At 56.4% G+C, this 13,972-nt stretch carries 10 protein-coding genes; 6 read left to right on the top strand and 4 right to left on the bottom strand.

All coding sequences use genetic code 11. From position 1 onward, the window contains the following. Positions 1-20 precede the first annotated feature (20 nt). The 3 genes from secA (at position 21) to mutT (ending at position 4,495) form a co-directional block, all read left to right on the top strand. Positions 21-2,759, top strand: a complete 2,739-nt coding sequence (gene secA / locus FV139_RS02150; RefSeq protein WP_148066590.1) for a preprotein translocase subunit SecA — start codon at positions 21-23, stop codon at positions 2,757-2,759. A gap of 108 nt (positions 2,760-2,867) precedes the next feature. After that, positions 2,868-4,094: a bifunctional glutamate N-acetyltransferase/amino-acid acetyltransferase ArgJ gene (gene argJ / locus FV139_RS02145; RefSeq protein ID WP_148066589.1), complete on the top strand. Its 1,227-nt coding sequence runs from the start codon at positions 2,868-2,870 to the stop codon at positions 4,092-4,094. Then, positions 4,094-4,495, top strand: a complete 402-nt coding sequence (mutT, locus tag FV139_RS02140; RefSeq protein ID WP_148066588.1) for an 8-oxo-dGTP diphosphatase MutT — start codon at positions 4,094-4,096, stop codon at positions 4,493-4,495. Before argJ ends, mutT begins: the two co-directional genes overlap by 1 nt. A 53-nt stretch (positions 4,496-4,548) precedes the next feature. Here the strand turns inward: mutT and coaE are convergent, their stop codons facing one another. The 4 genes from coaE to pilB all read right to left on the bottom strand — a co-directional run bounded on the left by coaE (position 4,549) and on the right by pilB (position 9,079). Further along, entirely contained in the window at positions 4,549-5,142 is a 594-nt protein-coding gene (gene coaE / locus FV139_RS02135; protein WP_148066587.1) for a dephospho-CoA kinase, read from the bottom strand. 12 nt (positions 5,143-5,154) lie between these two features. After that, positions 5,155-6,021 carry a prepilin peptidase gene (locus tag FV139_RS02130; protein WP_148066586.1) on the bottom strand — a complete coding sequence of 289 codons (867 nt, stop codon included), beginning with the start codon at positions 6,019-6,021 and terminating at the stop codon, positions 5,155-5,157. Between the two features lie 23 nt (positions 6,022-6,044). After that, positions 6,045-7,268 (bottom strand): type II secretion system F family protein, encoded by a 1,224-nt coding sequence (locus FV139_RS02125; protein WP_148066585.1) that lies wholly within the window; start codon positions 7,266-7,268, stop codon positions 6,045-6,047. Between the two features lie 95 nt (positions 7,269-7,363). Beyond that, positions 7,364-9,079: a type IV-A pilus assembly ATPase PilB gene (gene pilB, locus FV139_RS02120; protein ID WP_148066584.1), complete on the bottom strand. Its 1,716-nt coding sequence runs from the start codon at positions 9,077-9,079 to the stop codon at positions 7,364-7,366. Positions 9,080-9,492: 413 nt separating this feature from the next. Between pilB and FV139_RS02115 the strand changes: the two genes are divergently transcribed. The 3 genes from FV139_RS02115 to FV139_RS02105 all read left to right on the top strand — a co-directional run bounded on the left by FV139_RS02115 (position 9,493) and on the right by FV139_RS02105 (position 13,968). After that, a complete protein-coding gene (locus FV139_RS02115; RefSeq protein WP_148066583.1) occupies positions 9,493-9,972 on the top strand; it encodes a pilin in 480 nt (159 codons plus the stop codon). A 115-nt stretch (positions 9,973-10,087) separates the two neighbouring features. After that, complete coding sequence (locus tag FV139_RS02110; protein ID WP_148066582.1) at positions 10,088-12,058, top strand: hypothetical protein; 1,971 nt, start codon at positions 10,088-10,090, stop codon at positions 12,056-12,058. After that, a complete protein-coding gene (locus tag FV139_RS02105) occupies positions 12,055-13,968 on the top strand; it encodes a hypothetical protein (protein ID WP_148066581.1) in 1,914 nt (637 codons plus the stop codon). The genes FV139_RS02110 and FV139_RS02105 overlap by 4 nt, the downstream gene beginning before the upstream one ends. Positions 13,969-13,972: the final 4 nt, after the last annotated feature.

The raw sequence follows: 13,972 nt of genomic DNA, 5'->3' as shown, positions 1-13,972 counted from the left end.
CGTTCCCCAATGGCAAAAAAATGATTAGTTCAGCACTGAAAAAAGTCTTCGGTACCCGCAATGACCGCGAACTGAAGCGCATGCGTAAAGTGGTCAAGCAGATCAACGGCCTGGAAGAGGCCATGCAGGCCCTGTCCGACGAGCAGCTGCAGGCCAAGACCGCCGAGTTCCGCGGCCGGTTCAATGATGGCGAATCCCTCGACCGACTGCTGCCGGAGGCCTTTGCCGTCGCCCGTGAGGCCAGTGTGCGGATCATGGGCATGCGTCACTTCGACGTGCAGCTGATTGGTGGCATGGCCCTGCACGAGGGCAAGATCGCCGAGATGCGCACCGGTGAGGGCAAGACTCTGGTGGCGACGCTGCCGGCCTACCTCAACGCCATATCGGGCAAGAGCGTACACCTGATTACCGTGAACGATTACCTGGCCAGCCGCGACGCGGGCTGGATGGGGCCGCTGTACAATTTCCTCGGGGTGTCGGTTGGGGTCATCATGTCCGGGCAGGGCCCCGAGCAGAAGCGCCAGGCCTACCAGTGCGACATCATCTACGGCACCAACAACGAGTTTGGCTTCGACTACCTGCGCGACAACATGGCTTTCACCCTGCAGGACAAGCAGCAGGGCGAGCTGGCCTTTGCCATTGTCGACGAGGTGGACTCCATCCTGATCGATGAGGCGCGGACCCCGCTGATCATCTCCGGCGCGTCCGAAGACAGCTCCGAACTGTACCGCCGGATCAACAAGCTGGTGCCCCAGCTCAAGCCGGACACCGAAGGTGAAACCGGTCACTACACCGTGGACGAAAAGCAGCGCCAGGTGGAACTGACCGAGCTGGGCCACGAATTCATCGAAGACCTCCTGACCCGCGAGAAGCTGCTGGAAGAGGGCGACAGCCTGTACGCTGCGACCAACCTCAGCCTGCTGGGCCACGTCTACTCCGGCCTGCGCGCCCATCTCCTGTTCCACCGCGACGTGGAGTACATCGTGCAGGAAGACCAGGTGGTGCTGATCGACGAACACACCGGTCGCACCATGCCCGGGCGGCGCCTGTCGGAAGGCCTGCACCAGGCCATCGAAGCCAAGGAGGGGGTCAGAATCCAGAGCGAGAGCCAGACCCTCGCCTCCACCACCTTCCAGAACTACTTCCGCCTGTACGACAAGCTGGCGGGCATGACCGGTACCGCCGACACCGAGGCCTTCGAATTCCGCCAGATCTACGGCCTGGAAGTGCTGGTGATCCCCACCAACAAGCCGGCCCAGCGCCAGGACCTGAATGACCTGGTCTATCTGACCCGGGAGGAGAAGTTCGACGCCATTGTGGCGGATGTGAAGGACTGCATGGCCAACAATGCGCCGGTGCTGGTGGGTACGGCCTCTGTTGAAACCTCCGAGGAACTCTCGGCCCGTTTCCGCAAGGCGAAGATCGAGCACAAGGTACTGAACGCCAAGTACCACGCCCAGGAGGCGGAGATTATCGCCCAGGCGGGCCGCCCCGGCGTCGTCACCATCGCCACCAACATGGCCGGCCGCGGTACCGATATCGTGCTGGGGGGCAACCTGGAAGCCGAAATCGCCAGCTATGGCGACAGCATCACCGACGAGAAAAAGGCCGAGTTGACGGCAGCCTGGGAAGAGCGCCACAAACTGGTGCTGGAGTCCGGTGGCCTGCATATTCTGGGTACCGAGCGCCACGAATCCCGCCGTATCGACAACCAGTTGCGCGGCCGCGCTGGTCGCCAGGGCGACCCGGGTGTGTCCCGCTTCTACCTGTCGCTGGAAGACAACCTGATGCGCATCTTCGCCTCCGACCGGGTGAAGAGCTTCATGCAGGCCCTGGGCATGGAGAAGGGCGAGGCCATCGAGCACCGCATGGTCACCAACGCCATCGAGAAAGCCCAGCGCAAGGTGGAAGGCCGTAACTTCGACATCCGCAAGCAGTTGCTGGAATACGATGACGTGGCCAACGACCAGCGCCAGATCATCTACCAGCAGCGCAACGACCTGCTGGGCGAAGACGACATCGCCGACACCATCACCGCGATCCGCGAAGATGTGGTCAACGATGCCATCAACAGCTACATCCCGCCCATGAGTGTGGAAGAGCAGTGGGATATTCCAGGGCTGGAGAAGCAGCTCGAGGCCGAGTTCGCCATCTCCCTGCCGGTACAGAGCTGGCTGGAGTCTGATGAAAAACTGTACGAGGAAGCCCTGCGGGAGCGCGTCGTGCAGGAAATCCAGGCGGCCTACGACGCCAAGTGTGCCGACATCGGCCCCGACATGCGCAAGATCGAGAAACAGATCATGCTGCAGGTGCTGGACACCCTGTGGAAGGACCACCTGGCGACCATGGATCACCTGCGCCAGGGTATCCACCTGCGGGCCTATGCCCAGAAGAACCCCAAGCAGGAGTACAAGCGCGAGTCCTTCGCCCTGTTCGAGGAGCTGCTGAACAACCTCAAGTACGAGGTGGTGAAATTCCTCAGCCACGTGCAGATCCAGCGCCAGGACGAGTCCGCCCTGATCGAGGCCCGCCGCCGTGAGGAAGCCGAGCGCGAGAAGCTGGCCTTCCAGCACGCGGCGGCTACCGCCATGGCCGCCGAGGCTGCGGCGCAGCAGGCTGCGGCAGCGCCGGGCGAGCCCGGCGAAGCGCCAGCCACCCCCCAGACGGTGACCCGCGAGCAGCCCAAAGTGGGCCGCAACGAGCCCTGCCCCTGTGGTAGCGGGAAGAAGTTCAAGCAGTGTCATGGGAAGCTTGCCTGACGGTTCGGCCTTACTCCCACGCTTACAGGTATCCCCGCTGGTCTGAGACCGCGGGGATATTTTATTATGGCCCTGACCCATTCATTTTTTTGCGGATAACCCAGTCCCATGGCCACCGGCACCAACGAACTCCCTAGTCTCCACCCTGTTCCGGGCATCCGCCTTGCCACCGTTTCCGCCGGCATCAAAAAGCCCGGACGCAAGGACGTGGTACTGATTGAAGCAGCCGAAGGCACAACCTGCGCCGCCGTGTTCACCCGCAATGCCTTCTGCGCCGCTCCGGTGACCGTCGCACGCGAGCACTGGCAGGCCAGCGGGAAGAAAGCCCGCTACCTGCTGGTGAACACCGGCAATGCCAATGCCGGCACCGGCGCCCAGGGGCTCCAGAGTGCTCGCACTTCCTGTGAGCAGGTGGCCGAACTGGCCGGCGTCGACCCGGAGACGGTCTTGCCTTTCTCAACCGGCGTCATCGGAGAGCAGTTACCTGTCGAGAAAATCACTGCCGTTATTCCGGAGGCCCTGGCCGGGCTGACCGACGAGGGCTGGGCTGATGCCGCCAGCGGCATCATGACCACCGACACCCGCCCCAAAGGCTGCTCCGTGCGCTTTACCGCGGACGGTCGGGAGTACACCCTCACCGGCATCTCCAAGGGCGCGGGCATGATCCGTCCGAACATGGCCACCATGCTGGGCTATGTTGCTACCGATATGGCAGTAGAGGCTGAGGTACTGCAGCAGGCCCTGGCGGACGCTGTTGCTATCTCGTTCAACCGCGTCACCGTGGACGGGGATACCTCTACCAATGATGCCTGTGTGTTATTGGCCACAGGCGCGGCGGGCAACGATCCGGTGAGCGATCTCGGTAGCTCTGAAGGCATTGCCCTGCGCGACGCCCTCCAGGAAGTCTGCGTCACCCTGGCCCAGGCCCTGGTGCGCGACGGCGAAGGAGCCAGCAAATTTGTGACCGTGCAGGTGGACGGTGGCCGCGACGAGCAGGAGTGCCTGGACGTGGCCTTCACTATCGCCCATTCACCGTTGGTGAAAACCGCGCTGTTCGCCTCTGACCCCAACTGGGGCCGCTTGCTGGCCGCTATCGGGCGGGCAGGCTTGCAGGACCTCGACGTGGACAAAGTCGGTGTGTTCCTGAACGACGTCCTGATTGCCGAGAACGGCTGCCGTGCCGCCAGCTATACCGAGGAGCAGGGCGTTGCCGCCATGGCCCCGGAAGATATCGTCATCCGCGTGGAACTGAACCGCGGCAACAGCGGCGCTTCCGTCTGGACCACGGATTTTTCCTACGACTACGTCAAGATCAACGCCGAGTACCGCACCTGATGGATGAGGTGCATGTGGCCGTGGGCGTCATCCTCGACACCCAGCAGCGCATCCTCCTCACGCGCCGTGCCGCGGACGCTCACCAGGGCGGACTGTGGGAGTTCCCCGGTGGCAAGGTGGAGCAGGGTGAGGATGTACTGACCGCGCTGGATCGGGAACTACGGGAGGAACTGGCCATTTCTGTCGAACGCAGCTCACCCCTGATCGAGGTGCGGCACGATTACGGCGACAAAGCGGTTTTGCTGGATGTGCATCTGGTGTGGAATTTCAGCGGAGAGCCGAAGGGCCTTGAAGACCAGCCCATGACCTGGTGCGCGGCTGAGGCGCTGGGTGATTACGAGTTCCCCGCCGCCAACCTGCCCATTGTAGAAGCAGTTGTCACAGCACTCAGGAATCTCTAAGGGACGTTCCCAACCACGTCATCCCCGAATGCTTTTGTCGGGGATCCATTCTTTCATGCCAAGCTCAGCAATCGGGCGTGTAAAGCTTCCGCTTGCTTTTCCAAATCCCCCAACGACCCACTGTTATCCACCACAATATCCGCCTTCGCTAACCGCGCATCCCGATCCATCTGGGCCGCGATAATCCGCCTGACCTGCCCCTCGTCATTACTATCCCGGCTCATAGTGCGCGCCACTTGAACCTCCACCGGCACATCCACCACCACGACCATATCCACCATCTCTGACTGACTGCCCTCCAGGAGCAGGGGAGAGCTGAGCACGGTATAAGCAGAATCCGACGCAGCGATCTGTCGTTGAATCTCTTCACCAATCAATGGGTGGGTCAGCTTCTCCAGCCAGATTCGTTCATTGGAATCAGCAAATACCACCTTGCGCAACGCCGCCCGGTCCAGGCTGCCATCAGCCTGCAAGATATCGCGACCAAAGTGATCTGCAATGGCTTCGAGCGCCGGGCGCCCGGGCTCAACCACTACCCGCGCCACGACATCAGCATCCACAATGGTGATGCCCTGTGATGCCAGATAGTTCGTCAAGGCGGACTTGCCACTGCCGATGCCACCCGTAATCCCGACCACCAATCCCATCGCTCTTCCGTCTCAGTTCAGACCGGTTGCTTGCAGGTAGCGCGTGGTGAGTTGGTCACCCCACACCAGAGCAAGCCAGCCAGCTGCAGCCAGGTAGGGGCCAAAAGGAATGGGTACATCGCGACCCCGCTTGCGTACTACGATCAGGATGATGCCCACCGCAGCGCCAACCAAAGACGACAGCAGAATAATCATAGGCAGCGCCTGCCAGCCCATAAAGGCCCCCAGGGCGGCAAGCAGCTTGAAATCACCGTAGCCCATTCCCTCCTTGCCAGTGAGCAGCTTGAACAGCCAATAAACCGACCACAGGCTCAGATAGCCAGCCATGGCGCCAATAACAGCGTCCTGGAGGGAGACGAACACCTCGAACACATTGAACAAAAGGCCGAGCCAAAGCAGGGGGAGCGTGATGTTGTCCGGCAGCAACTGATGGTCGAAGTCGATAAGCGTCAGAGCGATCAACGCCCAGGTCAGCAGTACCGAGCCCACCAATGTCCAGGTTGGCCCGAATTGCAGGGCAAGGAACAGGCAGGCCGCCCCGGAGATCGCCTCCACAATCGGGTAGCGGATCGAGATGGGTGCCTTGCAGCTACCACACCGCCCGCCTAACAGGACGTAACTGAGGACCGGGATATTCTGCCTCGGCTTCACTGGTGCCTTGCAGTGCGGGCAGTGAGAGTTTGGTACCGCCAGACTGAGCGCAGGCGTCTCCGCGGAGACGTCCACCTCAAGAAGCTCGCAGCAATCCCGCCGCCACCCTGCTTCCATCATGAGAGGGAGCCGGTAGATCACCACATTCAGAAAGCTACCCACCACCAGCCCAAGCATGAGCAAAACAAAAGGCAGGAACCAGCTGTGCTGGTTCGCAACGTCGAGCATGGAGAAACCTCTGAGTTAGCTGCCTAGATAACCGAGCCGAGCATGAAGATGGGCAGGTACATTGCAATCATTAGTCCTCCGACGAGCACGCCGAGGATGGACATAATCATTGGTTCCATTAGGGAGCTGAGGCTGTCGACTGCGTTGTCGACGGCTTCTTCGTAGTGATTTGCCACCTTGTCCAGCATATCGTCGAGAGCACCGGATTCCTCGCCGATGGAGACCATCTGTAGGAGCAGGTTGGGGAATAGCCCTGTGGTTTTGATGGCGTTGTAGAGGGTGGTGCCGGTGGTGACGTCGTCGCGGATTTGGCGGATGGCTTTGGCGTATACAGCATTGCCGGCGGCTCCGGCAGTGGAATTCAAGGCGTCGACTAGTGGCACGCCGGCAGCAAATGTGGTCGAGAGAGTACGAGAAAAGCGTGCCACCACCGAGTCGTGCACAATGCTTCCCACTACGGGCATCTTCAGCGCTACTTTGTCGAGCCATTCAGCAAACTTTACCGACCGAAACTTAGCCTCGCGAAAGGCAAAAACGGCAGCGACCATTCCGGCCAGAATCACAAACCACCATTTCTGTGCGAAGTTTGATATGGACAGTACGAACAGGGTGAAGGACGGGAGGTCCGAGCCGAAGCTGCGAAATGTCTCGGCAAACTGGGGGACCACCTTGATAAGCAAGATCGCCGTGACCACGATCGCTACAACTACGACAGCGGTCGGGTAGGTTAGCGCTTTACGAATTTTAGCCTTGAGTTGCTCGGTTTTTTCTTTATAGGTTGCAACGCGATCGAGCATTACTTCCAAGGTGCCGGAGCCCTCACCTGACGCTACCAAGCTGCAAAAGAGGTCGTCAAAATGGCGCGGATGTTTGGCCAGTGAGGGAGCGAGCCCGCTACCGGACGCGACATCGTTCTTGATGCTGTAGACCATGTCGCGCATGGTCTGCTTTTCCAGGCCCTCGCCGACAATATCGAAGCTCTGAACCAGTGGTACACCTGCCTTCATCATGGTAGCCAACTGGCGGGTGAAAACGGCGATATCCGCCGGCTTGATCGGCTTGCCCTTGCCGCTCCCAAACAAGGGCTTGGGTTTTTTCTTGACGGATTTGGTTTTAATTCCCTGGCGACGCAATTGTGCTTTGGCCATCGAGGAACTGGTGGCTGAGATTTCGCCCTTAGTGGTGCGACCGGTCTTGTCTACGCCGCTCCAGATGAAGACATCACTGCGTGCTGCACTGGTAGCCATACTGTTTCCCCGCTTCACTCGTCAAGGCTTGTTAAAACAGCCTCTTTGTATTCGTGGTATTCGTGTGCCTTAAAAAGCTTGCAGTCCGGTGGAGCCTAGTCCGTCGTCACCCGGTTTACCTCTTCCAAGCTGGTCAAGCCTTGTGCGACCTTGCGCAGGGCGGACATGCGCAGGTCGTTAAAACCTTCAGCGCGGGCCTGTTGGTGGATGTCCATGGAATTGCCTTCTTCCATTATGAGGCGGGCAATGGACGGTGTCACCCGCACCACTTCATACACACCCACCCGGCCCTTGTAGCCGTCCTTGCAGTTTTCACAGCCCATGGGGTGCATCAGGGTAGCGGTTTTGAGCATCTCCTCGGTAAAGCCTTCCTTGATAAGCGTTTCATGCGGAATATCATCCGCTGGCACTGCACATTCCTTGCACAAACGGCGCGCCAGGCGCTGGGCGATAATGAGATCCACCGAGGTGGCGAGATTGAAGGCCGGTACACCCATATTCAGCATCCGGGTGATGGTCTCAGCGGCGCTATTGGTGTGCAGGGTGGACAGCACCAGGTGACCGGTCTGGGCGGCCTTGATGGCAATTTCCGCCGTTTCCAGATCTCGAATCTCACCTACCATAATCACGTCAGGGTCCTGTCGGAGAAAGGAGCGTAAGGCTTCCGCGAAGTTCAGCCCCACCTTGGGGTTGACGTGAACCTGGTTGACTCCCGCCATATTGATCTCCACCGGATCTTCCGCGGTGGAGATATTCCGCTCTGGCTGGTTCAGCAGGTTCAGGCCGGTATACAGCGACACGGTTTTACCGGAACCTGTTGGGCCGGTCACCAGGATCATCCCCTGTGGTTTCTTCAGGGCCTTGAGATAAAGTTCCTTCTGTTCTTCCTCATAACCTAGCGCATCAATGCCCATCTGGGCGCTGCTGGGGTCGAGGATGCGCAACACAATCTTTTCGCCGAACAGGGTGGGCAAGGTGTTGACCCGGAAGTCGATGGCGCGGTTGCGCGATAACTTCATCTGAATGCGGCCATCCTGGGGAATTCGCCGTTCGGAGATGTCCATCTGGGACATGACTTTGAGACGAGCGGCCAGTCGGGCTGAGAGATTGCGGGGCGGCTGAACCACCTCACGCAGAATTCCGTCAGTACGAAATCTGACCCGGTAAGTGTGCTCATAGGGCTCGAAGTGGATATCGGACGCGCCCTGTTTGATGGCATCCACCAGAACTTTGTTCACAAACCTTACGATGGGGGTTTCATCGACGCCCTCGGCCCCGTCCTCGTCGTCCCCCCGGTTTTCTTCGATATCAATGTTCTCAAGGTCTTCGGCATCGATTTCGGCCAGGCCTTTGCCAAGATCGTCCTGGGCTTCTACCCACTGGTCGATAATTTTGGAAAGGACTTTCTCCTCGACCAGGACTGGGTCGGTATTGATCCCGGTATGGAACTTGATTTCGTCAATGGCCGCTAGGTTGGTCGGGTCGGACACGGCGATAAAGAGGCGGTTGCCACGACGGAATAAAGGCAGGGCGTGATGTTTGCTGACGAGATTGGTGTCCACTAGGCCGCTGGGTAATTGATCGGGATTAAAGGCGCGGATGTCGAACAGTGGCACACCGAATTCGGTTGACGCTATTTCCGCCAGTCGCTGGCTATCCACATCCAGTGTGTTCACGAGGTAGGTGACCAGCGGAATACGCTCCAGCGCCGCCTGCCGTTGCGCCTCTTGGGCCTGTTCGCTACTGATCAAATCCTCCGCCGCGAGTCGCCCAGCGAGACCACTGATTTGGCCTGATACCTTATTATTCATCAACTTGCGTCATTGTGAGTCCTGCGAACTACTGGCCCCCCAAATGGGCTGGGTCAGTTTACATCCCCCTGAGTATACGAATTTGCAGGTAAGGGATACAGCTCTCAAGTGATAATCCCCTGATTTATTGGGCTTTTTGTGACTGTATGCATATTTGTCTGTGATAAGCACCTTACCACCAGTTTTCGAGTTGGGGTGACAGAAATTGTCACCTGTCGACTTCTAGTGTCAGGTGTGGACGGCTGGAGAGTCTGGCTAGGCCTTTTGAATCTTGAAAAACCATCGGAAGATACAGGGATTGGGTAATAGATTCTGTGTTGGCACATTGGTTGCTTGGAAATGTATTGCGACAGGCTCGACTACTTGGGTCGGCAATTCGAAAGCATCCTCAGGGGATTTGAAGGAGTAGGGAAATGACTGTACAAAAACGTGTTCAACAGGGTTTTACCTTGATCGAACTGATGATTGTAATTGCGATCGTCGGGATTCTGGCAGCGATTGCGCTTCCGGCCTACCAGGACTACACCGTGCGGGCGAAGATGTCTGAGCCCATGGCGAAGCTGGCAGAGAGTAAAACAACTATCGCAGAATATTTTGTTACGAACAGCGTAGTTCCAGCTACACTGGCTGTGGCAGGTATTGAAGGACAAGAATCTATTATTGCAACGGAAATCGTCCGTGACATGACATACGATGTAAACAGCGGTGGTCCGATCGTGAATATTTTTGTTCACGCGTCCGTTCTTCCCGGTGAAACAAATGACCTAGCTTTCCAACTGTCTGGTATCACTCGCGACGATGGTTCCATTACTTGGGTATGTCAACCGGGTGATGGTGCTTCACAGGCTACGCCGATGAAGACCAAGTGGCTGCCCGCGAACTGTCGCGGTTGATAAATGCTTTAAGCACGGTCTAAATCCAAATGAGCCCGGTTTACACCCGGGCTTTTTTGTATAATTCAAAGATTGACTTTGGTCTGCACCTCCCTTTCTTGGGAGCTAGATTAGTTTGAAATTATTACGTTTTCCATCTGGCTCATCGATAACCCCAATATTTCTTGGTTACTCGTTCTTATTGATTTTGACAGCCTTTGTCTATGCGAACGGTGTTTCAGGGCCTTGGCTGTTTGATGATCACCCAAACCTGCTACAAAACTCATTACTCAGAATGGATGGCTCAACCTTTGACAATTGGCGAGCCGCTACTTTTAGTTCCGGAGCGGGGCCGCTTCGGCGGCCCATAGCTATGTTCAGTTTTGCTGTCAATTACGTTGCTAGCGGTGAACTGAATCCTGTCACAGTGAAAGCAACCAATACTGTTATTCATTTATTGACGGGGTTGCTGGTTGGACTGCTTGCCTACCTTGTTTGTAGAACTCCTGCGTTATCTTGGCGCCGTTCCGGTAACGGGGTTGTTGTGGGTATGCTGGCGAGCATGCTGTGGTTGCTCAGCCCCCTGCACGTTTCTACCGTGCTCTATGCAATACAGCGAATGGCGCAGCTTTCAGCACTATTTGTAATGACTGGCCTGTGCATTTTCTTGACCTATCGATTGCGCTGGGCCAGAGATGGTGCATCTCCCGGAGAGTTGCTGGGGGCTGGGTTGTGGCTAGGGCTGATGTACATGCTCGCGGTACTGTCCAAAGAAAATGGGGCGTTGTTGCCCTGGCTTATTGTGGTTCTCGAAGTTGCTTTATTCCGGGGGCAATGGAATGGCAAATTCCATATCTCGCTACATCGAACTGCGTTGGCGATTCTGATTCTGCCGCTGGTATCGATGATAGTGGTCCTCGCCGTTTGGCCGCAGTCGATCCTTGGTGGCTACCAGGGGCGTGACTTTACGTTCCTGGAGCGCTTGCTGACCCAGGCCAGATTACTCTGGCAATATGCATACTGGACAGTGGTACCTGACATCGGGTCGATGGGCCTTCATCATGACGACATTCCGCTGTCACGCAGCTTTTTTCAGCCTTCGACAACCGCCGCTAGTTTGCTGGGTTGGCTTTTTGTGGCGATTATTGCTTTCCTTTTGCGCAAACGCTTCCCGGTCCTGTTGTTTGCCGTCTTGTTTTATCTAGTGGCTCACAGTATGGAGTCCACTGTACTTCCTCTGGAAATGGTTTTCGAGCACAGAAACTATCTTCCGAGTGTTGGCATCTGCATTCTTCTGGGCTGCGTTGTAGTCGTTGCTGCTGATCGTCTGAGGTTAAATGTCCTTTTGCTCGGCGGCGCACTGGGAATGATTGCTGCGGTATTTCTCTTCATCCGCGTTATGACCTGGTCTGACGAGGTGCGTCTGGCGCAGGTGAATATGGTCAATCATCCGCAATCGATGCGGGCGCAACAAACCTATTCCAATGTTCTCTTGGAGCACTTCCTGAATGAGGGGGGGGCAGGGAATGAAGATGAAAGGCCATACCAGTTACTGTCCGCAGCACGGCAAAACTATCAACGGAGCCTCCAGCTTGATCCCGGTAATCTCGCTTCGCTGGTAATGCTATATCAGGTGGATACGGCTTATTACCCTGGCCTGGCAGCACCGGAAGATCGGTTATTGGCGATAAAACGGCAGTTGGAGTCATCAGTCTTGCTACCGACAGATATTTCTGCCTTGGAAACCTTGATGCGTTGTCTTGGTGGCGGCTCATGTCGTGTTGATAGTGATACCGTATCCGAGCAATTACTTGGGCTACTTAGATCCCGATTTCCTGGTGGCGAGCGCGTATATCAACTGGAATACGAATATTTGACGGCGAGCAACGCCCCTTCTGAAAAGCGTAGAGCCCTTTTGCGGGAGGCGATTGACGCAAACCCTTCATCAGGGCGTCTGTATTTGCAACTTATCTCGGAACTCGCCCGTGAAGGCCGATTAGGGGAGGTATACGAACTGGTAGCGCAATATCTTCAGGTAGACCGTCCACGCCGTCAACTTCCCGCTGTGATGCAGTTGTTCAAGTTGCCAGCATCGGAGGCGGGGTGATCAAATTCTTTGGCAGAGCGGTTAGTTTAACCTGGACAGTTGCAACCGTCTCACTGGCGTTTTTGGTTGTGCTCTGGATCTACTGGCCGGGGCATTATGGGCCTCCATTGCTGGATGATCGATCCAGTGTCCTGGTCATCACTAATTTGAAGGACAATCCGCAGCGGGTTGTCGATTATATTTTTGGTGATGGCTCGGGTATGTTGGGTAGGCCAGTCTCTATGGCTACATTTGTATTGGAAAGGCTTTTGTTTGGTGACAGCCTTGGCGTCAGTAAGCTCTTCAATATCTATCTCCACTTGCTTAATGCACTGTTGTTCACGCTATTGCTGTCGAACCTACTGCGCTCACAGCACTACCGGGGGGCAGGTGGATTAGCAGTTTGTCTGGGTTTATGTTGGACTCTTGCTCCATTGCATGTCAGTACGGTGCTTTATGCCGTCCAGCGTATGGCAATGTTGAGTACCACTTTCATGCTGCTCGCTCTGCTTTCCTATACTTGGTGGCGGGGTCGTCTAAGCAGTGGCGACCCTTCCACGCTACCTTTGATCCTGGGCGCACTGTGTATCGTCGCCGGGTTGTTCGCTAAGGAGAACGCAATCGTCGTAATCCCCACCCTATTTCTGTTGGAATCACTTTGGTTCCAGTGGAGGGACAGCAAGGGGCGAGTAATTCACCGACTGAAACTGATCTCATTGGGCGGAATTGCGATAGGTGGTATTGGCCTTGGAATAACTTTGTTGTTTAAGTACGAGGCGCTTTCAGCCTCTTTCGAGGTGCGGAACTTTACACTTCATGAGCGGCTGCTGACTGAGTCGCGAGTGCTGTGGGATTATCTTGGGCAACTCCTTTGGCCAGATTTGATGCGCCTTGGCCTCTACCATGATGATTTCCTCGTTTCGAAGAGCCTGATCTCACCATTGTCAACATTGTATGCGGTGCTTGGCTGGGTGCTGGTTCTGTTGGTGGGTGCGGTACTCCTTCGGTGGCCGTGGGGGCGAAGGCTTGCGATTGGGCCGGCTTGGTACCTGGTGGGGCATTCAGTAGAATCCTCTGTACTTGCGCTGGAACTCTACTTTGAGCATCGAAATTATTTTCCTGTCATGGGGTTTTACCTTTCGGCGGGTGCTCTGTTTGGTATGTGGTTTCGGAAGCTGCCTGAGCTGCAAAAACCAGTGCTTGCCTATGTTTTGGGGTTCGCTTTTTTGCTGGCTTTGCAGACCAGTTCCCAAGTTCAAATTTGGTCGCAGCGTGAACTTCTGGTGTTTAATCATCTTAATGGACATCCGACTTCTCCACGAGCCAATACCGATATGGCGGTATTGATGGCTGATGTGGGTGATTACGCGCGCGCGCGCGAATATTCTCGAGTAGCGTTCGAGAATAATCGTGGTGAGAGGCAGGCTGACTTCCAGATTCGCGATATTGCGCTCAGTTGTATCGCTGGAGACGCAGTATCGGAGGCGCAGATAGATGATTTGGGAAAAGTGAATCCGGAACGTCCAGTAAGTTCAGTTACTACCCTGTTAACTTTGGTCAGAATGCAACAAGACGGTTTATGCCCGGATTTCCGCTGGATTGCTGTGGCTGATCGCATGGTAGATTTGTTTCTTGTGGATGACTTTCGACATAAGGCCGCCCCAAATGTTTATTCAACGCTCGCTACGTTGGAGAATTCACTAGGGCGTTTTGAGGTTGCTTATCGGTACATGCAGCAATATCTTGCGATGTTACCCAGCGACACCCGGGGGCAGTTTATGCAACTGCATTTCACCACAGCTCTGGGAAGGGTGGACGAAGCGGCCGAATTGAGGAATCTGCTGGCGGAAAAACAAAGCCGTGGTGAGCTCACCGTAGCCGAACAAGAAAATCTGGCGTTGTACACAGGGGCGCCGCCGTTGACGGAGTAGTAGT

It is taken from the genome of Parahaliea maris, assembly GCF_008064665.1.
Lineage (GTDB): Bacteria > Pseudomonadota > Gammaproteobacteria > Pseudomonadales > Halieaceae > Parahaliea > Parahaliea maris.
This window is presented reverse-complemented; position numbering and strand designations above follow the sequence as displayed.